Genomic DNA, 22160 nt, shown 5'->3' with positions numbered 1-22160 from the left:
CCTTGTTTTTGAAAAGTTAAACATTGTTTTTTGGATTTATTTTCTATATCCACATAAAAAAAGAGGGATCCTTTTTGACCCTCTTTAGCAGTTAATTCGATTCTCTAAATAATACTCCCTCCCTTGGGACGACATTAAATGCCTTTGCAAGTTCCCTCAGCTGTTCATCTGTAATAGTTTGTCTTTTTCCACCTTGAGCACAGACCGTTGTATAAACTTGTGCTGCTTTTTCAGCTGTCTCAATTAAGCCAAATGTCTCATCCATTGTTGTCCCCGCACCGAAAATGCCGTGGTGCGGCCATAGTACAAGTCTGACCTGCTTCATTTTTTCGGCAGTTTCTTCACCTATCTCATTTGTTCCTGGAACAATCCATGGAATGACACCAACTCCATCAGGAAAGACAACAATACATTCTGTGCACATCTCCCAGAGTGTTTTGGTTATATCCTTTTCATTTAAACTATGTGTAAATGTCATAGCTATTAAGTTAGTGGCATGACAATGCATGATAACACGATGCTTTTCATCTGCTTTTAACCTTTGAATATGATTCATAAGATGTGTAGGCAGTTCACTGGTTGCTACACCATCATTTTCGAATCCCCAAAGAATTTCATATTGATTTCCCTCTTCTGTAATTCGGATAATTCCAAGATTTATTTCAGGGTGGTCTTTTATGTTTTTAAAATACTTCCCGGATCCTGTTACGAGAAAAAATCGCCCTGCAAGCTCAGATGCATCAAACGCTATTTTCACTTTTCGCTTTACGTCAATATCCAGATACTGTTGGACTTCATCCTCTTGTAATAGATAACTTATATTCCCGCCATTGCGCTCATCCCATCCTAATCGATATAAATTAGTGGCAGTTTCAATCATTTCCTGAATAAACGGTGCTGTATCTACTAACTTTTTCCTCATGATTATCGCTCCTTTTCATATATTTTACCATATAAACAGATGTAAATAAACACAAACAAAAACATCTTTTCGGGTTAAATTTTTGTTTGTGTTGGAATAGATGGCGGTGATCTGCACTGAAATAAAGTTAAAGTGAAAGGCTTTCCATTGTGTTATTAACTAGATTATGATTAGAGAGTGAAGTTAGAAAAAAGAATAGGAAATGAGGGAAAAAAGTGGATATTAAAGCAAAAATTCAGGACCAGTTCGGAAAAACGGCAGATGATTATGTGTTAAGTGATCTTCACCGAAATGGAATCGACCTCCCATTGATTGTGAAGATGGCAGAGTTAACAGGTGAAGAAAAAGTTCTTGACGTTGCGACGGGAGGCGGACACACGGCTAATGCCCTTGCTCCTTTTGCCAAAGAAGTGACTGCTTTTGATTTAACAAAGGAAATGTTAGCAGCGGCAGAACAGTTTATCGATTCGAATGGGCACAATAATGTTACTTATGTTCAAGGTGATGCGGAAAAGATGCCATTTGCTGATGAATCTTTTGATATTGTCACATGCCGTATTGCTCCTCATCATTTTCCTGACATTGATTCCTTTATAGCCGAAGTTTACCGTGTGTTAAAACATGAAGGGAAGTTCCTTTTAGACGATAATGTAGCACCGGAAAATGATGAGTGGGATCAATTTTATAATTCGGTGGAAGAGAGACGGGATCCAAGCCATCACAGAGCGCGGAAAAAGTCTGAATGGTTGCAAAAGATTGAATGGAGAGGATTTGAAGTTAATGAGTGGGTTGGCTTTCGCAAAACCTTTGTGTTTGAAAGCTGGTTTAACCGTATGAAACAGCCTGAAGAAGAAAAAAAGGCATTAAACAGTTATATCATCAAGGCAGGTTCTGATATTCATAATAAATTCCGTATAAAAGTAAACAACGATACGGTGGAATCTTTTGAAGGAGAAGCGATATTGCTGAAAGCTGTTAAATATTAGGAGGCAGGCTACTTCCCTTTATGAATATTATGGCGGTCGCTGAAAGTCAATAATATTGTGGAGAGAGGGGTAACGGACGTAAACACCTTTGATTTCTCTTCGTATAGTTACCACTTTTAATAGAAATGTGGTAAGATTATCACCGAATTAGCAGAATGTAACCGCTAAATTTATAATAATACTGATAGGAGATACTTATTGTGAAGCCGAAAATTTCAGATGTTGCTAAGGTTGCTGGTGTTTCACCAACCACTGTTTCCAGAGTTTTAAATAATCGAGGTTATATCGGGGAAGAGACTAGAAAAAAAGTACATGAGGCAATGAAACAACTTAATTATTTCCCAAATGATGTGGCAAGATCGTTGTTTATTAAGAAAACATTCTTAATTGGTGTTATCTTTCCTACGACAACCAATCCATTTTACGGACAGCTTATATTCCATATTGAAAATATTGCAGCATCTTTAGGATATAAGGTTTTGTTGTGTAATAGCCAAGGGCAGGAAGATAAAGAGAGAAGTTATTTAAGGATGCTTCAACGAAATCAAGTCGATGGCATCATCGCAGGGGCTCATAATCGAGGAGTAAAGGAATACGACATACCTAATCTTCCTGTTGTAGGGGTTGACCGTTATTTGTCGGAGAATATTCCTGTTGTATCAAGTGACAATTATGATGGTGGAAGACAAGCCACTCAGCTATTAATTAACAAAGGCTGTCGTAACATCATTCATATCAATGGACCGAGTTATTTAGAGACACCTGCTAATTTAAGAAGAAAAGCTTATGAGGATGTAATGAAGGATAATCAATTGAATCCGGTTACCTATGAAACGGAAGGAGATAATCAGGCAGTCATTAAGCAATTATTTGATGAAATTCCGCTAGTTGATGGTATATTTGCGAGTGATGATCTGATTGCTTCAGCAGTTATAAGAGAAGCGAAACTGAGGGGAAGAAATATACCCGCTGATTTTAAAGTAATTGGCTATGACGGAACAGAGACCACTAGATTACTATTGCCTGAATTAAGTACGATCCAGCAGCCGATACGTGAAATTGCGGAAAAGACGATTGAAATTTTAATAAAAGAGATAAATGAGGAAGGAGATGATAGTCAGATGGAAACCATCTTACCCGTTAGATTGATAGAAAGTGAGACAACCTAGCAGTAAGGTGGTCTATTTTTTTAAAAATATATGTCAACCGGTTGACATATGAAACCGGTTGACATATAATTCGTGTAGACGGTTTCATAATAATGCGAGGAGGTTGTTGGAATTGAAAAAAGTTATGTTTTTAACTGGTTTATTATTCATGGCAATTATTGTTACAGCTTGTGGTGGGGGAAATAGTTCATCAGGCGCTGGCGATAATGAAGTATCTCTTTGGGTGCACACCTCAGACGAAACTCCTGAAGGGGAAGCAATGCAAAATATTATTGATCGATTTAATGAAGAGAATGAAGGAACATACTCCGCTAAGATTGAGTTTATTCCGAGAAGTGGAGCTGGAGGCGGATATGAAGACAAAATTAACGCTGCTTTAACAACAGATTCATTACCAGATGTTTTAACATTAGATGGACCTAACACTGCGGCATATGCAGAGGCCGGGATTATTGCACCAATAGATGATTATATAACAAATAAAGATGACTTATTACCAAGTATTATTCAACAAGGTACCTATGAGGATCAATTATATGCGGTTGGATATTCAGAATCAGGTGTGGGAGTTTTTTATAACAAACAAATGCTTGAAGAAGCAGGCATTGATTTATCTACATTACCAACGGTTGAAGAGCCTTGGGATTGGAATCAGTTTATGGAGCTTAGTGAAACATTAGTGAATACTTACGATACTGCTGCAATTGATATGGGGCTTGATGATAAAAGTGAATGGCTAATGTATGCATTCTCCCCATTTTTATGGTCACAGGGCGGAAATATAGTTTCAGAAGACGGTACGACAGCAGAAGGCTATTTTAATGATGAAAACTCTGTCAAAGCATTTAGTTTTATTCAGGAAATGGTTAAAGAAGGATACACGACCATTACCCCGGTTGAAAAAGGCTTCCATACTGGCGAGTACGCGATGAAATTCGGTGGATCATGGACAATTGCTGAATTGGAGGACTATCCAGATGTGGAATATGGTGTGATGCCATACCCGACATCTCCGGACACAAACGAATTAGTTTCTCCATCAGGCAGCTGGCAGTATGCAATGGCCGCATCAACGGAAAAACAGGAAGCAGCTGGGGCATTGATTGATTTCATGACATCAACAGAATCCTTAACGGAAATCACTTTAGCGAACAGTGTTCTTCCAGCAGCCCACTCTGTGGTTGAAGAGGTGCAAGATAAAGTTTCGCCTGAAATGAATGTCTTAATTCAACAAAACCAGAAATCGGCACATGCCAGACCGGTTTTACCTAACTATCCGCAAGTAAGCAGGGTTTTTCAACAAACAGTCAGCGATGTAGCTTACTATGAGGAAAATAGTGATGTACAAAAATTATTAGATGAAAAGACCGGTCAAATGGAAAAAGCGTTGAAATAAGATAGGGTATTCCGACTTGGTTATATCCAAGTCGGAATCTTTAAAAGGAGTTTTAACTGATGAATACTAAAAAAAGGGAGAATTTAGCTGCCTATTTATTTTTGGCCCCTGCACTGCTATTATTAGGGACTTTCCTGGTTATACCTGCCTTAATGGCTATTTATTATGCTTTTACCGATTATTATTTATTAACACCGGATCAGCGGCAATTTATTGGTTTGCAAAATTTTATTGAGATTTTTAAAGATCCCATTTTTATTCAAAGTTTAAAGAATATTGTTCTGTTTGTTGTATTCGTAATCCCTATTCAAGTAGGGGCAGCATTAGGATTAGCATTACTAATTAATAAACCAAGAAAAGGGAACATTTTCTTTAAAGTTGCCTACTTTTCTCCAGTAGTTTTGTCATTAGTTGTTATATCCGTACTGTGGTTATATCTCTTAAATCCATCAGAAGGTTTGATTAATAGTTTACTAACAAATATCGGATTGGAAGCACAGCCATTCTTAAGCAGTCCAAAGCAGGCAATGCTAACGATAGTCTTTGTTTCAGCCTGGCAGGGTGCAGGCTATCAGATGTTAATTTTTCTGGCAGGTCTGCAAAATATTCCAGCTTCGGTTTATGAGGCGGGAAAAATCGATGGGGTGAACAAATGGCAGAATTTCATCCACATTACGTTGCCTTTGTTAAAGCCGACTTCTGTGCTAATTATGATTACAACATTAATCTCAGCATTTAAATTAATTATCCAGCCAATGGTTATGACACAAGGTGGGCCAATGAATTCTACAATTACACCGGTTTATTATATTTACCAATCAGGCTTCTCTGATCGAATGATTGGATATGCGAGTGCGATGACGGTTATTTTCGGGGTCATAATCGGGATTATTACATTAGTGCAAAGCAGGTTAACAAAGGAGGATGAGATGTAATGAATAAGAAGCTGAAGAAATCAATCGAATATTTTTTCCTGATCTTGTTAGCTTGTATATTTATTTTTCCAATGTTATGGATGATAGTTTCCTCCATGAAGCCTGAAGCAGAGATATATCTTGATATGGGCGGTATTCAATCATTACTTCCATCACTTGATGTATCGCAATGGTTTCTAACATATAAAGAATTATTTTCTAGATTTAATGTGCCTCAATACGTCATAAACAGTATCATCTACGCGCTCGTTATTACTGTCGGTTCTATTATGGTTAATGCAATGGCAGGCTTTGCTTTTGCAAAATTTGAGTTCAGAGGAAAGAAACTGCTATTTGGTGTATTGCTAGTTTTGTTAATTGTACCCGTAGAAACGATTATCATTACTCAGTTTACAGTAGCACATACGCTGGGGATTCTAAATACACGATTAGCAGTTGTTTTACCGATGATGGGGAACATGTTTTTCATTTATCTGTTTAGAAATTTCTTTAGGGCGGTACCACATGAGATTATCGAATCGGTTAAATTAGATGGGGCAAACAATTGGACTGTCTTTTGGAAGGTTGTATTACCGATGTCCAAACCGGCAGTGGCTACGGTCGGAACACTATCCTTTATTGCAAGCTGGAACGACTACTTATGGCCACTAATGGTATTAACAGATACAGATAAGTTCCCGCTCCAAGTAGCTATTACAAATATTAATACAACCGAACCTGTGTATACCAACCAGGTAATGGCGATCCTTACGATTTCAACAATACCACTCATTCTCGTATATATATTTGCTCAGAAGTATATCCTTCAGGGACTTGGCGGATCTGGAACGGGAATTAAGTAGAGAATATTTTACAGGGGGATAATTATGTACACACTTAAAAAAGCAAATACGTTTATCGAGGAAAATAGTGAGCGTATCATAGCTGACTACCGAAATGACTATCATTTAATGGCGCCAGTTGGATGGATCAATGATCCCAATGGATTTATCTACTATAAAGGTGAATATCATATGTTTTATCAATATTATCCCTATAAAGCGGTATGGGGACCAATGCACTGGGGGCATTCAAAGAGTAAGGACTTAATAAACTGGGAAACCGTTCCTGTTGCACTAGCCCCGGATCAACCATATGACAAAGATGGTTGTTTTTCTGGAACAGCTATCGAAAAGGATGGAAAACTCTATCTGATGTACACAGGTCATATTGAAGGTGAGACAGAAGAAGACATTAGACAAGTGCAGTGTATAGCTGTTTCCTCAGATGGGATAAATTTTAAGAAAGTGGAACAAAACCCTGTTATAACAGAAGCAGACTTGCCTGAAAATGCAAAGCCTCAGGACTTCAGAGACCCGAAAGTAGTAAAGAAGGGTGATTTCTATTATTCCTTAATTGCTTCCAGACAAGAACAGGACGGTGGACAAATTTTACTGTATAAATCAAAGGATTTACTGGATTGGCAGTTTGTTTCCGTCATGTTAAAAGGGGAAAAAGGGGAAGGTCCAATGTGGGAGTGCCCAGATATATTCGAATTAGATGGAAAGGATGTATTACTGCTCTCAGTCGATGGATTACCGAAAAAAGAAAACAATTTCCTGAATACGCATTCCGTTGTTGTTATTATAGGAGAAATGGATTGGGAAAAAGGAATTTTTCATAAAGAAACGGTGGAAGAGTTGGATTATGGCCTCGATTTCTATGCTCCACAAACGATTGAAGATGACAAAAATAGAAGAATCATGATTTCCTGGATGCAAATGTGGGGCAGAAATATCCCAACAGAGACGGAACAACATGGCTGGGCGGGCTCGATGACATTACCAAGAGAACTTTTTATTAAAAACAATCATGTCTATCAAAGACCTGTTGCAGAAATTAAAAATTACTATACCAATAAACAAGATTACAAGATTATTAAATTATCCGATGAAACAAAAGCGTTTGAGGAGTTATCGGCTGAAGTTAGTGCTATTGAATTAGAGGTAGATGTAAAAGAAGGGAAAAGATTTGATATAGAGCTACGTTCCAATCAAATCGAGAAAACGCTGTTAAGCTACGATTGTGAAACAAGTATTCTCGAACTAAATCGTGTAAACAGTGGAATTGAGCTTGTGGGTAAGGAAGAAGAGCATGTGTATAAACGCTCCGTTTATTGTGAGCCGGAAAATAATAAAATTAATCTCGAGATTTTCCTTGATCGGGCATCGATAGAGGTATTCGCAAACCAGGGCAGATATACCTTAACATCTACTATTTATCCAACAAAAAAGGCGGATAAAATAAAGGTTACCGCTGAGGGCATAGTAGAAATTGTCCGTCTGGAAAAATGGGATATTGAGGTTTGATGATGAAAAAAGTATATACAATGGGAGAGGCTCTCATCGACTTTATTCCTCACGAAACAGGCGTTTCTATGAGTGAGGTAGAAAGTTTTAAGAAGCTACCTGGTGGCGCACCTGCAAACGTGGCCGCAGCTATTGCCAAATTAGGCGGAGATAGTGCCTTTATTGGCCAGGTTGGTGAAGACATGTTTGGCTACTATCTAAAGAAAGTGTTAGCAGAAAACAAAGTCGATATTACCCACATGTTACACACGGATAAAGCCAACACGGCTCTGGCATTTGTTGCATTAAAACAGGGTGGTGAACGGGAATTTGCTTTTTACCGTAAGCCAAGTGCTGATATGCTTTTAGAAAGGGAGTATATAAAGAAGATTACCTTTACGGAAAATGATATCTTGCATTTCTGCTCTGTTAGTTTGATAGAAAGTGAAGTGAAATACGCCCATATAGAAGCAATCAAAAAGATAAAGGAAGAAAACGGATTAGTAGTTTTCGATCCGAATGTAAGACAAAGCCTTTGGGAGAATCAGCAGTTATATTCCCATACGATTCAGGAATTTATTCCTTATGCGGATGTTTTGAAAGTAAGTGATGATGAACTAAATTTCATAACCGGAAAAGGTACGGTCGAAGAAGGACTTAACTATCTATTGTCTCAACCTGTTAAGTTATTAATTTTAACAAAAGGAAAAGAGGGGGTAACGTTTTTCATCGGGAAGAAAGAAATAAATGTACCAGGATTTGCTGTTCAGGCCATTGATACGACAGGAGCAGGAGATGCTTTTATCGGCGCATTCTTATACCAATTTTCATTAATGGATAAAAAACTCACAGATTTAACCTCTGATGAATTAATTGCTATGGGGACGTTTGCGAATTCTGCAGCAGCATTGGTCACAACGAAAAATGGGGCGATTAGTGCTTTACCAACAATGGAGGAAGTAGAAGCTTTCATTGCCGGAAATTGAGAGATAATAGCATAGAGTTTTTTATTAAAGAGTCAGGAACTATAAATGTAGACCCTGGCTCTTTAATATTTCAACGGGTTTACAACAGTTTAAAAACAATGGCCTGTTCTGCTCCACGTTTTATTTCTCTCTAAAAGGGAATTTTTTAATGTATCAAAAAATTATCTTACAGGAGGGGAGTTGGAATGCACGCAGCGGCTGAAATTGCCTATCATTTGCGGATTGTCCAGGGGCTGGCGGAACAGGTGCTGGACAGGATGCCTGTATGGGAAAATACGATGGAGGAGAGATATGTACTGCTCCTTCAGGAGAAAAAGGAATCCATTCAGATTATATTAGATGAACTTATGGAAAATCCTGTCATGAATGAAGAGATTCACAAAAACCTCAATATTGTTTATAAAGGCGATGAGGCAGGAAAGCTTTTGTTTGAGCAGTGGAAACGGGTTGCAGAGCAAAATAATTATGTGAACAAAGACGAGCTGAATCAGCTGGAAGATAACTTTGAAGAAATGAAGACTGAATTGACGAAAGCGGTAACACCCTTATATGAATTTGCCGGTGGATGGGAAAAAACCCGTTTTATTGTACCAGCATTATACCGAGATTAAGCAGAAAGGAGAGTATATATGGATCATAGAAATGTTTTGCATGAACAATCTGTTGCCGATAATGAAGCTGTTGATAGATGGGTGCATAGCACTTGTAATCTGTGTTCTGTTGGCTGTGGAACAGAAATAGCGGTAAAAGATAATCAGATAATCGGGATTGGCGGAATTGATGACCATCCAATTAATAAGGGGAGACTTGATCCGAAAGCTAAATATCAATGGATTCCCAATAACAGCAAGGATCGGCTATATACACCACTGATCAGGAATGAGCAGGGAGATCTGGAACCAGCTAGCTGGGACGAGGCAATGGATCTGATTGTCCGTAAATCCAAGGAAGTTTTGAAAGAAAAGGGCGGAGATGGTGTTGCCATCTACTCGACTGGACAAGGTTTTCTGGAAGACTATTATACGATTGGAAAAATTGGACGAGCTGGTATGAAAACGCATCTGCTTGATGCCAATACTCGGTTATGTACTGCAACAACAGAATGGTGCCTGATTGAATCATTCGGCTCTGATGGCGTCCCGGCTTCTTTTGATGACATGGACGAAGCTGATACGATTATGCTGTTTGGCCATAACATTGCTGAGACAGGGTCCGTTTTATGGGACAGAATTCTCAGTCGCAAAAAGGCTACAGGGAAACCATATCTAATTGTCGTAGATCCACGCAAGACTCCGACAGCCAGGGAGGCTGACCTGCACCTTGATTTAAAGCCTGGGACAAATCTTGCTTTACTTAATGCTATTCAGAATGAACTGGTCAAAAATGATTGGGTTGACCATGACTTCATTAATAATCATACACTCAAGCTCAATGACCTGAAAGAGGAGATTAATAAGTGGACGATAGGGAAAGCGAGCAAGATTACCGGGTTGCCGGAAGAAAAGATAGCACTTGCTGCTGAAAAGCTTGGTAAGACGGATACTCTTGTATCTACAACATTGCAGGGGGCATATCAGTCAAGCGATGCCACCGCAACTTGTCTGGCCATTAATAATATTCACTTAATGCGCGGTCTGATTGGAAAACCTGGCTGTGGTCCATTGCATATGGCAGGACAGCCGAGTTCCTCAGGAAACAGGACAGTTGGCGGTGTTGGGACATATCCGGGGAACCGCAATCCCAACAATCCGAAGCATATTCAGGAAATTGCCGAGCATTGGAATGTAAGAGAAGAAGATTTAGAAATCGGTCCAAATAAAGGGATCATTAAGCAGCTTGAAATGATGGAAAAGGGGCAGATAGAATTTTTCTGGAATATTCATACAAACCCACTGGTATCCCTGCCAAATCAAGAGCGGGTTCGAAAAGCAATGGAGAAACCCTTCGTTGTTGTTCAGGATCCATTTTTAACAGCGACAACCGAGATTGCTGATGTTGTTCTCCCACCTGCTATGTGGGGAGAAAAGGAAGGGACAATGGAAAATGCCGACAGGACGATAAATGTGCTGCGTAAAGCCGTTGAGCCTCCGAATGGTGTCAAAACAGATTTCGAAATACTGGTGGATTATGCAAGGAGAATGGAGTTTAAGGATAAAGACGGGAACCCGCTGATTGGCTACTCTACACCGGAAGAAGCATTCGAGGAATGGAAAAAGGTTTCAGCTGGCCGCCCGTGTGATATGACTGGGATGACATATGAGCGGCTGGAAAAAGAAAATGGATTGCGCTGGCCTTGTACCGCTGATAATCCTGAAGGAAAAACGCGTTTGTATGAAGATCATCATTTTCATACAGCGGTTGATTACTGTCAGAACTATGGCAAGAACCCTTATACCGGCAGGCCATTGTCGAGGGAAGAATATGAAGCAACGAATCCGGATGGACGGGCATTGTTTAATGTCACCCGTTTTGGCGGGCCAACTGAAAAGCCGAGAGAAGAATTCCCTTTCTGGCTGAATACCGGCCGATTGATCTGGCATTGGCATACCCGGACTAAGACAGGAAGAATGCCGGAGATGGAAGAGAAGGCTCCAAAGGCTTTTGTTGAGATAAATACAGAGGATGCGGAGAAACTTTCCATTAAGGAAGGGGAAAAAGTTAGAATTGTCTCCCCAAGGGGCGTTGTCGAGGTGCCGGCGAAAATAGGTGACACGATGAATAAAGGGGAAGTCTTTGTCCCGTTCCATTACGGCAATTTCGAAGGAGAAGAGAACTCTAATGACATGACTATGGATGAAGTGGACCCATTATCCCATCAGCCAGTGCTTAAACATTCAAGCTGCCGGCTGGAAAAGATATAGTTTTTTCATAAAAGGAGCTGCAGTGGTTATGGAATGATTGCCCTGCAGCTTTAAGCTAGTAAAATAGCAGTGGATCTTTTGCTTATGGAAGGGACAAGTGTTGGTTGTTAATCCAAAATGTTTAAGATGTAGGAAAAAAAGGAAAATCCCCTGTAGAACAGAAAATCATCAGATAACAGAAAGGGGAATAATTGATGAAAACTATCGATATTATCGCATTAGTTTTACTGATTGTGGGAGGAATCAACTGGCTCTTAGTTGGACTCTTCCAGTTTGACCTGGTTGCAACACTCTTTGGCGGGGAAGATGCTGTTCTTTCACGAATCATTTATGTAGTTGTAGGCATTTGTGCGATTTATGCGTTGAAGTTCATCCCGAAAATTAAAACCCACTAAGTATCAGTTTATGGTAAGGTATAGCAGGGTTCTCTTATTTCACTCTATTTCAGAACAGGAAATAAGAGAACCCTTTTTGATACTTCGCCCTTTATAACATGGAATAAACAACCAATTAAGTTTTTTAAAAAAAGTATTGAAACCGTTTTTACCTGATGCTATAATGTGTTTAATTAAATATAACATTTAGGAATGTTACCAAGTACGGGCATAACCTGAATGGCTAGAGATACACTTTGTGTGTTCTCTGGCCATTCAGGTTTTTTTATTCCCTAAAAGCACTTCCTACATGTGAAAATAAAAAAAGAAGGAAGGCATTTATGATGAAATATGATCAGTTAGCAAAAGATATTATTAATAATGTCGGCGGTAAGGAAAACGTTAACAGTGTTGTGCATTGTATTACTCGCTTGCGTTTTAAGTTGAAGGATGAAAGTAAAGCGCAAACAGAAGTGTTGAAGAATATGGACGGTGTTGTAACCGTTATGAAAAGTGGTGGCCAGTATCAGGTCGTTATTGGCAACCATGTCTCTGATGTATATAAAGCGGTAGTAGCGGAAGGCGGCTTCGAAGCTGCTAAACCGGTAGATGAAGATGGTGGAGAAAAAACAGGTCTGTTTAACCGTTTTATCGATATGATCTCAGGAATATTCACACCAATTCTAGGTGTGTTGGCAGCTTCAGGTATGATTAAAGGTTTTAATGCATTATTCGTTGCAATCGGCTGGCTTGATGACACAGGCGGAACATATCAGATTCTTAACGCAATAGGAGATGGACTATTTTACTTCTTGCCAATCTTATTAGGATATACAGCAATGAAGAAGTTTGGCGGAACCCCATTCCTTGGTATGGTAATCGCAATGGCGCTTGTTTATCCGGCACTTGAAGGAATTCCGGCATCCGGAGATCCTTTATATACATTGTTCTCAGGAACGATGTTTGAATCACCAGTTTATATCGAGTTCTTTGGAATTCCAGTAATTTTAATGACATATTCGATGTCTGTTATACCAATTATTGTATCTGCATTTTTCGCAGCTAAATTAGAAAAGTTTTTTGCAAAAGTTATTCCATCAGTAGTAAGAATGTTTTTAGTTCCAATGTTTACATTGTTAATTATTATTCCATTAACATTTATCATTATCGGTCCAATCGCAACGTGGGCTAGTCAAATGTTAGGTACAGCAACTGTAGGAGTTTATGATTTAAGTCCAATTATCGCAGGAGCATTCCTTGGTGGTTTATGGTTAGTATTTGTTATGTTCGGTCTTCACTGGGGCCTTGTTCCAATCGCAATGAACAACTTTACCAATCCGGGATATGATCCGATATTAGCACTGATCTTTGCACACTCCTTTGCTTTAGCAGGTGCCATCCTGGCAGTTTGGATTAAAACGAGAAATCAAAAAACAAAAACACTTAGTGCACCAGCATTTATCTCTGCTATATTTGGTGTGACAGAACCAGGTATGTATGGTATCGCTTTACCACTTAAAAAGCCGTTTATTTTCACAGTTATTTCATCAGCAATTGGTGGGGCGCTGTTAGGATTCTTTGGTACAACAGGATATGTCATGGGTGGTCTTGGAGTATTCCAGCTTCCTAGTTTTATTCCGGATGCAGGAATAGATATGTCCGTAATTGGTGCAATTATCGCTGCAGCGGTTGGTATGGTTTTAGCTTTCGTACTAACATTCCTGTTCGGAGGTATTAATAAAAATGAAAGCACTGAACCTGCCGCACCAGCAGCTGAACCAGAAAAATCAAAAGTTGTTGCAGTAAAAAATGGAGAAATTTTATCTCCACTTACAGGTGAAGTAAAAGCATTAGCAGACATTAAAGATGAAACATTTGCATCAGGTATGTTAGGACAAGGTGTAGCAATCGAACCGGCAGAAGGTAAGGTAGTTGCTCCGGCTAATGGTACTGTCTCTGCATTATTCCCAACAAATCATGCAATTGGAATTACAACGGACAATGGTGCTGAACTGTTAATTCACGTTGGTATGGACACGGTAAACTTAGATGGTAAATACTTTACAGCTCATGTGGCACAAGGTGATCGTATTGAGACAGGTCAATTACTTGTAGAATTTGATGCAGATAAAATTAAAGAAGCGGGATATATTTTAACAACTCCTGTTATCGTCACAAACCACAATGACTATGGTTCATTATTAACTACAGAGGCAAAAGAAGTAAAAGTGAATGATGTATTGATCACATTAGATAAAGAGAAAAAATAGAATCTGAAAGACTACAGAAGGGAAAGCAAGACATATTTGTTTTTCCTTTCTGTTATATTTTTTAAGATACGATTTAGAAAGGAATGATTGAATGTCAAGCAATAAAACAACTTTTCCGGAGGATTTCCTTTGGGGTGGTGCCATTGCTGCCAACCAGGTTGAAGGTGCTTATCTGGAGGGTGGAAAAGGTTTAACAACTGTCGACCTGCTTCCTACAGGTAAAGAGCGATTTAATATAATGTTAGGGAATATTGACAGCTTTCAGCCGAAAGAAGGCGTGTATTATCCATCACATCAGGCAATTGACTTTTATCATAATTATAAGGAGGATATTGCACTATTTGCGGAGATGGGATTTAAGAGCTTCCGCTTATCGATCGCATGGTCACGAATTTTCCCTACTGGTGAGGAAGAAACACCAAATGAAGCGGGACTGAAATTTTATGATAATGTTTTTGACGAATTGTTAAAATACAATATTGAGCCTGTCGTAACTACTTGCCACTTCGATGTTCCAGTTAACCTTGTAGAAAAATACGGCAGCTGGAAAAACAGAAAAATGATCGATTTTTATGAAAAATATACGCGGACGATTTTTGAACGGTATAAAAATAAAGTAAAATACTGGATGACATTTAATGAGATCAATATGCTTCTGCATCTTCCATTCGTCGGAGCAGGAATTGTCTTTAATGAAGGGGAAGATAAAAACCAAGTGCTTTATCAGGCGGCACATCACCAGTTAGTCGGAAGTGCGTTAGCTGTTAAAGCGTGTCATGAAATCATCCCTGATGCCAAGATCGGCTGTATGCTGGCGGCAGGTATGACTTACCCGTATTCCAGTAATCCTGATGACGTATGGGCTGCAATGGATAAAGACAGAGAATCATTTTTCTTTATCGATGTCCAATCAAGAGGGGAATACCCTGGATATGCGAAGAGGTTTTTCGAGGACAATAATCTGGATATAAAGATGGAACCGGGTGATGAACAGGTTTTAAAAGATAACACAGTGGATTATATAGGATTCAGCTATTATGCCAGCCGCTGTACAAGCACAGATCCGGAAGTGCTGGAAAATCAAACAGAGGGTAATGTATTTGCTTCAGTTAGCAACCCATACTTAAAAACTTCAGAATGGGGCTGGACAATTGACCCGAAAGGTCTCCGAATTACTGCCAACCAGCTGCATGACCGTTATCAAAAGCCATTGTTTATTGTGGAAAATGGTTTAGGGGCTGTCGACGTGGTGGAAGAAGATGGTTCGATAAACGATGATTACAGAATTGATTACCTCGAACAGCATTTTATTGAAATGGCTGAGGCAATCAAAGATGGTGTTGACATTATCGGCTATACAAGCTGGGGTCCGATAGATATCGTCAGTGCCAGCACTGGAGAGATGAAAAAGCGTTATGGTTATATTTATGTAGACCGTGATAATGAAGGAAACGGAACATTAAAAAGAACAAAAAAGAAAAGCTTCAACTGGTATAAGCAAGTGATCGAAACAAACGGTGCGAGCATTTTAAATAAATAAGAAAACTGAAGCAGCGGGGACAATAGTAATTATATAGAAAAGCCGAACGATGAATCGAATGATATTTCGATCTCGTTCGGCTTTTTGGTGTTAACAGGACTTTAGAGGTTTCACAAATATAGAATATCATGATAAGTTGAATACTTTTTGTTGGTGAATAATTCATCATATTACGCATCTTTACCTTGCTAAAAACTCTGTTGTACCAGTCCTTTTTGTGATAGAATAGGACATATGTCATTGACATTACTTTGTATGAATGGTATAAAGGTAATAGAGGTAATCGTTTACAAACTAATAAAATTGGATTGTTACTGTTCGGCAGGCAAAACCTGAATTTGTGGAAGAATATTGGCTTTAGATATTCTTTATACTTATTTGGGTTTTTTTATTTTAGAAAACAAATACTATCAATTATATGTTAAGCTCGGGAATACCGCGTTTTTTTCTATAAGAAATAAATCTTTAAACAAGGGCTGATTATATGGAAATTAAAAAGGTATTTAATAATAATGTTGTTTTGACGGAAAATGACCAGCAGCAGGAAATGGTCGTAATGGGAAAGGGATTAGCATTTCAAAAGAAGGTTGGACAGCCGGTTGATATTGAAAAAATAGAGAAAAAATTCGTGTTAGCAGATCAGGGACTGTCAGATAAATTAGCTGATTTACTTGTGGATACACCGGAAGTGTATTTAGAGCTTTCTCACCGTATATTGGATTATGCCAAATCCCAGTTGTCCTATAAAATCGATGATTACCTTTACGTTGCATTAACGGATCACCTTCACTTTGCCGTTAGCAGGCAAAAAGAGGGGATAGAGCTTAAAAATCCTCTTGTCTGGGAGATTAGAAAATATTATAAAAAAGAATTCCAGGTGGCATTAAAAGCATTGGATTTCATCGAAGAGGAGACAGGGGTAAGGTTTCCTGAAGATGAAGCGGGATTAATCGCCCTTCACCTGCTAAACAGTCAGCTGAATGGTGATAACATGGATGCTGCCATCCAGGTAACGAAAATGGTCAATAATATTTTAAATATTGTTAAATACCATTTTGATATGAAGCTTGATGAAAATTCGATCAATTATGAAAGATTCTTAACACACCTGCGTTTCTTTGCAATGCGCTTTGTTCGTGAAGAAACCGATCATGTGAGTCAGACAGATGACTTTTTATTTGAACAGGTGAAAAAGAAGTACGAGCAGGCTTACTTATGTGCAGAGAAAGTTTCCAAATATGTTGCAAAGACATATGATTGGGACATTTCAAACGATGAAAAAGTATATTTAACATTGCATATCCATCGTGTAACGAACCGTCAGGAATGGACGAACAAATGAAAATTGAGGATGACTTTTTAGAGAAACTAAATTGGCTTTGTTTGCAGTATTACTGGACAAGCCTGTTTAGTTTCTTTCTTATGTCAGTGACAAATCACATCCGCCGCTTTAAAATAGAAACTAGACAAAAGGAGGAGTGGTAATGGACTATGCTCAATTTGCGAAAGAAATTATAAAAAATATAGGTGGGGAAGACAATATTATCTCACTGGTCCATTGTACAACTCGCCTCAGATTTAAACTGAAAAATAATGATCTGGCAGATAAATCTTCTTTGGTTAAATTACCTGGTGTGATAAAAGTGATGATGATTGCAGGTCAATTTCAAATAGTTGTTGGAACCGAAGTGAATGATGTTTACAAAGAAATAATGAAACAGACACAATTGGAAGAGACAGTTAGCAGAAAAAATACTGGTGGAAAAAGGTCACTTTTTAATGATGCCATTGATATTATTTCAGGGATTTTTACGCCATTATTAGGAACATTGGCTGGTGCGGGGATTCTGAAAGGACTCTTAATCGTTGCTGTATCGATGGGAATATTAACAGAGGCAGATGGGACTTATATTATATTACATGCAGCAGCTGACAGTTTGTTTTATTTTTTGCCAATCCATCTCGCTATTACAGCAGCCAAAAAATTTGGAGGAGACACGCATGTGGCGGTGGTGATAGCGTGTGCTCTGTTTTATCCTGATATTTCTCTGGAATATAATGAGGAGCTTGAATTATCATTTTTCGGTATTCCTGTTGTGTTAATAAAATATGCGACATCCGTTATTCCGATTATATTAGCTATTTATGTGACAGCAAAGCTGGAAACAGTTTTTAACAAACTTTATCCAAAAACGATAAAGAAATTTTTCACACCATTAACTCTAATCGCCTTGATGGTACCTTTGACGTTATTAGTCTTCGGTCCGATTGGAAACACTGTTAGCGAATGGCTTGCGAGTGGATATTCCTTTGTCTATGATAACAGTGCATTAGTAGCTGGAGCTTTGATGGGGGCATCGTGGCAAATTTTAGTTATTTTCGGGTTGCACTGGGGTCTTGTACCGATTGCGTTGAATAATTTAAGTCAGTTTGACATGGACACATTTACTGCGATGATTACACCGGCTATTTTCGCCCAGGCAGGTGCTGCTTTAGGTGTCTGGCTGAAAACGAACCAAAGGAAAGTTAAGTCCATTGCTGCACCAGCAGCGATCGCAGGTTTATTTGGTGTAACTGAGCCGGCAATTTACGGGATTACATTACGGTATAAGAAACCTTTTGTCATTGGTTGCATTGCCGGAGCCATTGGCGGGGCGATCGTCGGGATTGCTGGGGCAAGCTCGAAGTCAGTAGGTCTACCTGGTCTTACCACATTACCTATTTTCTTCGGAGAAGGATTTTTGTTATTTATGTTTGGGGTTTTTCTTGCCTATTTCATTGCAATGATCGGTACCTACTTCTTCGGCTATCATGAGCAAACAGAAGATGATACGATCTCGGAAAGTGAAAATCTGTCCGGAAATGAAAACAGAGAAATTGATGACTCAATTGTACACAGTCCGTTGACAGGACCTGTCATAAGCTTAGGAGATGTTGACGATGATGTGTTTTCCTCTGAGGCAATTGGGCCAGGAATTGCTATCATACCAGTTAAGGGAAGTTTGCATGCACCATTCTCAGGCTCGGTAACATCAGTATTTCCCACAAGCCATGGTATTGGTCTGACTTCAGACTCAGGAATTAAAGTCCTGATTCATATTGGTATAGAAACAGTCCAATTAGACGGTAAATTTTTTAATATGAAGGTAAAGTATGGAGAAAAAGTGGAGCAAGGTCAATTACTCGGAACATTTGATATCGAGGCAATTACGAGCGAAGGATTTGATATCACCTCTCCAGTGGTGATTACAAACTCTCATGAATTCCTTGATGTCATTAGCGGCGAAGAAGAAAATATCGAGGTCGGGGACCGTTTATTGACCGTAATAAAGTAATAATGAATCAGTTGTCAGCAATAAATCATGACAGTGCGGAAACCTTTACATTTTAACGCTAAAATGCTATATTTAATATGTAAATTGAATAACTTATGGATTGTTACTGATAAACAGGCAAAACCTAAGTTGCTTTAGAAATGGGAGGGATTCCTTCCGATTTTTCTTGAGCAATTTAGGTTTTTTTATTGGCAACAGCCAAATTACTCTCTTTAAAGAGAGGCAAAAATCTTAATTTGAGGTGATGAAAAATGGCAGTGAAATTTCCAGAAGGATTCCTATGGGGCGGCGCAACTGCTGCTAATCAGTTAGAAGGTGCATACCAGGAGGGTGGAAAAGGGCTCAATCTGGCTGACGTACTTCCAGGTGGAAAAGAGAACAGATTGAAACTTTTAGCATCTACCGGATTTGATTTTGAAATTGATAAATCAAAATATACTTACCCAAATCATGAGGGCATTGATTTCTATCACCGTTATAAAGAAGATATTGCTTTATTTGCAGAAATGGGCTTTAAAACCTTTCGTTTGAGTATTGCATGGTCTCGTATTTTCCCTAATGGTGATGAATTAGAGCCAAACGAGGAAGGACTCGCTTTTTACGATCGCGTTTTTGACGAACTGGCAAAATATAACATCGAACCGTTAGTAACGATTGCACACTATGAAACTCCACTGCATCTTATTAAAGAATATGGCGGATGGAGAAATCGTAAATTAGTAGAATTCTTCGAGCGTTATGTGACAGTGCTTTTCAATCGATATAAAGATAAAGTGAAGTATTGGTTAACATTCAACGAAATCAATGGAGCGACACATATGCCGATACTTGGACTTGGTTTCTCACCAGAAAGTGAAGAAACACGTCTTCAGGACAGCTTCCAGGGACTTCACCATCAATTCGTTGCAAGTGCCAAAGCAGTTCAGTTGGGACATGAAATTATTCCTGGTTCACAAATAGGCTGTATGCTGATTTATGCACCTGTTTATTCTTTTGACAGTAACCCGGAAAATGTGTTGTATGCCCAAGAGGAAGCACGCATTTTTAACAACTTCTGTGGCGATATTCAAGTACGAGGTGAATACCCAAGCTTTAGTGAGCGTTACTTCAGAGAGAACAATATCAACATCGAAATGGAAAATGGAGACCTTCAGTTAATTAAAGGAGGTACAGTTGATTTCATTTCATTCAGTTACTATATGTCGCGTACTGACAAGAAAAATAAGACGCCTGAAGAGATTGGCCAGGGTAATTTAATTGGCGGCGTTAAGAATCCATTCCTAGATGCTAGTGACTGGGGATGGGAAATTGATCCTGTTGGTCTTCGTATTGCTTTAAATGAATTATATGGCCGATACCAGGTACCTTTATTCGTCGTGGAAAATGGTTTAGGTGCTTATGACAAGGTAGAAGAAGATGGAAGCATCAACGATGATTACCGTATTGAATATTTAAGAGAGCATATTAGAGCAATGGGTGAAGCAGTGGACGATGGCGTTGAATTAATGGGCTACACTTCATGGGGATGTATTGACTTAGTAAGTGCATCTTCTGGTGAAATGTCCAAGCGTTACGGCTTTATCTATGTAGATAAGCAGGATGACGGCACTGGTTCATTTGAACGCAGCAGAAAGAAATCTTTCTACTGGTATAAAAACGTCATTGCAACAAATGGTGAGGAACTTTAATTCTTTAGCAGTGATATTAGAGAGAATAGAAATTCTATTCTCTCTTTTTTCAAACCCTGTTATTCCGCAAAAATTTGGAGCTGTTCCACAAAATCATCAGCAAATTTCTGACATCGTTTCACATCCTCTTCGTCAGGGGTCAAATCTACTTTTAAATGATACAAAACATTTGATGCGCCGCGTTCTTTAAAACGTTCAGCAAATGTATCAATAGCTCCCCCGTAATCCGGATACATGGAATCACAAGAACCAAATAGGGCTACAACTTTCCCTGTTAAATCAATTCCATCCATATCATCGTAAAAATCCTCTATTTCATACGGAATGTCTCCATCTCCCCAGGTATAGGTACCGAAAAGTATTGCCTCATAGTCAAGTAAATCTGTAACCGTAATATCATCCATATCTATTTGAAACTTCTGAACTTCCAGCCCATGCCTGGTAAGACTTGATTCAATAATTTCAGCTATTTCTTCTGTATTTCCCGACATGCTGCAGAACAACAAGATTACTTTTTTCATGTAGTGGATCCCTCCTCTAATGCTCATATACTATACTAAATGAAAATGATTATCATTGTCAACAAAGAGAATACAATTTAGGGAAATCGGCGTTCCTTAAAAAACCGGATAAATTTGACATTGAGAATTGTTATCAATTATAATAAATGAAAAGTATTGATAATCATTCTCATTAATTGTTTTCTTACAATTATTAGAAAGAAGGGATATGTTATAGAATCCTATATCTGTAAGTTTTGCGGTTTTGTAGATGAACAGGAAATTGTGAATGATGAATATACCTATGATCGTCATGAATGTCCTTGTTGCGGTATGTTTGATACGGAAATGGAGGGAAATCAGTAATCCCACAATTTTTTTGTAGCCATAACAAGGTCGGCTGCCGATTGAAAAAAATAGAAGTATCAACATAACTGCTCTAGGAGGGCTGATGAAATGTATTGGAATTTAATCGCTGTAAAAGCTTTCTCTCATCAAATTGACTGTTTTTGTCCAGGGGAAATACATAGAGAGGTATTAAGAATTGAGCAATCAGATATAATTAAAGTGACGAATGAACGAAACTTCACTGCAACTAATGGATGGTACGTTATGGTTATTTTAGATGATCGATACCGTTTTTATATGGCTCTCCACGATTTAGAACACTATTATGAAATAGGGGAGATTCTTTTAAAAGAGGATATCGACTTACAGTTAAATTACTATGACTTTCAGGTGAATCAGGCACTTGATAAAAAGGATGAAGTAATGTTTAACTATTTTTCAGAACAATTGATCAAAATGAATAAATTAAAATGGAAACTGGATGGATATTTGGAAGCTGATGAATTATTCTATATATAAGCTG

Annotated in this window: 18 protein-coding genes; 16 read left to right on the top strand and 2 right to left on the bottom strand. The window is 38.6% G+C overall.

Translation table 11 applies throughout. From position 1 onward, the window contains the following. Nucleotides 1–91 precede the first annotated feature (91 nt). A complete protein-coding gene (rhaD, locus tag BMW36_RS17270) occupies nt 92–922 on the bottom strand; it encodes a rhamnulose-1-phosphate aldolase (RefSeq protein WP_089743416.1) in 831 nt (276 codons plus the stop codon). A gap of 215 nt (nt 923–1137) precedes the next feature. On the opposite strand from rhaD, the gene BMW36_RS17265 reads away from it, so the two are divergent. From BMW36_RS17265 to BMW36_RS17195, 15 genes are all read left to right on the top strand, one after another. Beyond that, nucleotides 1138–1908, top strand: a complete 771-nt coding sequence (locus BMW36_RS17265; RefSeq protein WP_089743414.1) for a class I SAM-dependent methyltransferase — start codon at nt 1138–1140, stop codon at nt 1906–1908. A gap of 200 nt (nt 1909–2108) precedes the next feature. After that, nucleotides 2109–3077, top strand: coding sequence for a LacI family DNA-binding transcriptional regulator (locus BMW36_RS17260; protein WP_089743411.1), 969 nt, complete (start codon nt 2109–2111; stop codon nt 3075–3077). A 112-nt stretch (nt 3078–3189) separates the two neighbouring features. Then, nucleotides 3190–4473: an ABC transporter substrate-binding protein gene (locus tag BMW36_RS17255; protein ID WP_217640969.1), complete on the top strand. Its 1284-nt coding sequence runs from the start codon at nt 3190–3192 to the stop codon at nt 4471–4473. Between the two features lie 59 nt (nt 4474–4532). Further along, nucleotides 4533–5408 carry a carbohydrate ABC transporter permease gene (locus tag BMW36_RS17250; protein WP_089743410.1) on the top strand — a complete coding sequence of 292 codons (876 nt, stop codon included), beginning with the start codon at nt 4533–4535 and terminating at the stop codon, nt 5406–5408. Continuing rightward, nucleotides 5408–6250 (top strand): carbohydrate ABC transporter permease, encoded by an 843-nt coding sequence (locus tag BMW36_RS17245; RefSeq protein ID WP_089743408.1) that lies wholly within the window; start codon nt 5408–5410, stop codon nt 6248–6250. Before BMW36_RS17250 ends, BMW36_RS17245 begins: the two co-directional genes overlap by 1 nt. 24 nt (nt 6251–6274) lie before the next feature. Beyond that, nucleotides 6275–7756: a glycoside hydrolase family 32 protein gene (locus BMW36_RS17240; protein ID WP_089743406.1), complete on the top strand. Its 1482-nt coding sequence runs from the start codon at nt 6275–6277 to the stop codon at nt 7754–7756. Next, on the top strand, nt 7756–8721 hold the full coding sequence (locus BMW36_RS17235; protein ID WP_217640968.1) for a carbohydrate kinase family protein: 966 nt from the start codon (nt 7756–7758) through the stop codon (nt 8719–8721). Before BMW36_RS17240 ends, BMW36_RS17235 begins: the two co-directional genes overlap by 1 nt. Before the next feature lie 185 nt (nt 8722–8906). Then, nucleotides 8907–9332, top strand: coding sequence for a hypothetical protein (locus BMW36_RS17230; RefSeq protein ID WP_089743403.1), 426 nt, complete (start codon nt 8907–8909; stop codon nt 9330–9332). Between the two features lie 18 nt (nt 9333–9350). Continuing rightward, nucleotides 9351–11582 (top strand): molybdopterin oxidoreductase family protein, encoded by a 2232-nt coding sequence (locus BMW36_RS17225; RefSeq protein WP_089743401.1) that lies wholly within the window; start codon nt 9351–9353, stop codon nt 11580–11582. Between the two features lie 194 nt (nt 11583–11776). Further along, nucleotides 11777–11977 (top strand): DUF378 domain-containing protein, encoded by a 201-nt coding sequence (locus BMW36_RS17220; protein ID WP_089743399.1) that lies wholly within the window; start codon nt 11777–11779, stop codon nt 11975–11977. A 323-nt stretch (nt 11978–12300) separates the two neighbouring features. After that, on the top strand, nt 12301–14226 hold the full coding sequence (locus tag BMW36_RS17215; RefSeq protein ID WP_089743451.1) for a beta-glucoside-specific PTS transporter subunit IIABC: 1926 nt from the start codon (nt 12301–12303) through the stop codon (nt 14224–14226). A gap of 91 nt (nt 14227–14317) precedes the next feature. After that, nucleotides 14318–15766, top strand: a complete 1449-nt coding sequence (locus tag BMW36_RS17210; RefSeq protein ID WP_089743398.1) for a 6-phospho-beta-glucosidase — start codon at nt 14318–14320, stop codon at nt 15764–15766. Nucleotides 15767–16250: 484 nt separating this feature from the next. Then, nucleotides 16251–17108: a BglG family transcription antiterminator LicT gene (gene licT / locus BMW36_RS17205; protein ID WP_089743396.1), complete on the top strand. Its 858-nt coding sequence runs from the start codon at nt 16251–16253 to the stop codon at nt 17106–17108. Nucleotides 17109–17250: 142 nt separating this feature from the next. Further along, complete coding sequence (locus tag BMW36_RS17200) at nt 17251–19101, top strand: beta-glucoside-specific PTS transporter subunit IIABC (RefSeq protein ID WP_089743395.1); 1851 nt, start codon at nt 17251–17253, stop codon at nt 19099–19101. A gap of 251 nt (nt 19102–19352) precedes the next feature. Continuing rightward, on the top strand, nt 19353–20789 hold the full coding sequence (locus BMW36_RS17195; RefSeq protein WP_089743393.1) for a glycoside hydrolase family 1 protein: 1437 nt from the start codon (nt 19353–19355) through the stop codon (nt 20787–20789). A 59-nt stretch (nt 20790–20848) separates the two neighbouring features. Here the strand turns inward: BMW36_RS17195 and BMW36_RS17190 are convergent, their stop codons facing one another. After that, the gene (locus tag BMW36_RS17190) at nt 20849–21310 is read right to left on the bottom strand and encodes a flavodoxin (RefSeq protein ID WP_089743391.1); all 462 of its coding nucleotides are present in this window, start codon (nt 21308–21310) and stop codon (nt 20849–20851) included. A 435-nt stretch (nt 21311–21745) separates the two neighbouring features. Here BMW36_RS17190 and BMW36_RS17185 point away from each other — a divergent pair, with 435 nt between their 5' ends. Continuing rightward, a complete protein-coding gene (locus BMW36_RS17185; protein ID WP_089743389.1) occupies nt 21746–22156 on the top strand; it encodes a hypothetical protein in 411 nt (136 codons plus the stop codon). Nucleotides 22157–22160 lie beyond the last annotated feature (4 nt).

The organism is Gracilibacillus ureilyticus (assembly GCF_900111195.1).
Lineage (GTDB): Bacteria > Bacillota > Bacilli > Bacillales > Amphibacillaceae > Gracilibacillus > Gracilibacillus ureilyticus.
The sequence above is the reverse complement of the archived record's forward strand: the minus strand, read 5'-3'. Positions and strand labels throughout refer to the sequence as shown.

Coding starts and splice junctions, on each gene's coding strand:
- rhaD (WP_089743416.1), bottom strand. CDS start 922: ATGAGGAAAAAGTTAGTAGATACAGCACCGTTTATTCAGGAAATGATT.
- BMW36_RS17250 (WP_089743410.1), top strand. CDS start 4,533: ATGAATACTAAAAAAAGGGAGAATTTAGCTGCCTATTTATTTTTGGCC.
- BMW36_RS17245 (WP_089743408.1), top strand. CDS start 5,408: ATGAATAAGAAGCTGAAGAAATCAATCGAATATTTTTTCCTGATCTTG.
- BMW36_RS17240 (WP_089743406.1), top strand. CDS start 6,275: ATGTACACACTTAAAAAAGCAAATACGTTTATCGAGGAAAATAGTGAG.
- BMW36_RS17235 (WP_217640968.1), top strand. CDS start 7,756: ATGATGAAAAAAGTATATACAATGGGAGAGGCTCTCATCGACTTTATT.
- BMW36_RS17230 (WP_089743403.1), top strand. CDS start 8,907: ATGCACGCAGCGGCTGAAATTGCCTATCATTTGCGGATTGTCCAGGGG.
- BMW36_RS17225 (WP_089743401.1), top strand. CDS start 9,351: ATGGATCATAGAAATGTTTTGCATGAACAATCTGTTGCCGATAATGAA.
- BMW36_RS17220 (WP_089743399.1), top strand. CDS start 11,777: ATGAAAACTATCGATATTATCGCATTAGTTTTACTGATTGTGGGAGGA.
- BMW36_RS17215 (WP_089743451.1), top strand. CDS start 12,301: ATGAAATATGATCAGTTAGCAAAAGATATTATTAATAATGTCGGCGGT.
- BMW36_RS17210 (WP_089743398.1), top strand. CDS start 14,318: ATGTCAAGCAATAAAACAACTTTTCCGGAGGATTTCCTTTGGGGTGGT.
- licT (WP_089743396.1), top strand. CDS start 16,251: ATGGAAATTAAAAAGGTATTTAATAATAATGTTGTTTTGACGGAAAAT.
- BMW36_RS17200 (WP_089743395.1), top strand. CDS start 17,251: ATGGACTATGCTCAATTTGCGAAAGAAATTATAAAAAATATAGGTGGG.
- BMW36_RS17195 (WP_089743393.1), top strand. CDS start 19,353: ATGGCAGTGAAATTTCCAGAAGGATTCCTATGGGGCGGCGCAACTGCT.
- BMW36_RS17190 (WP_089743391.1), bottom strand. CDS start 21,310: ATGAAAAAAGTAATCTTGTTGTTCTGCAGCATGTCGGGAAATACAGAA.
- BMW36_RS17185 (WP_089743389.1), top strand. CDS start 21,746: ATGTATTGGAATTTAATCGCTGTAAAAGCTTTCTCTCATCAAATTGAC.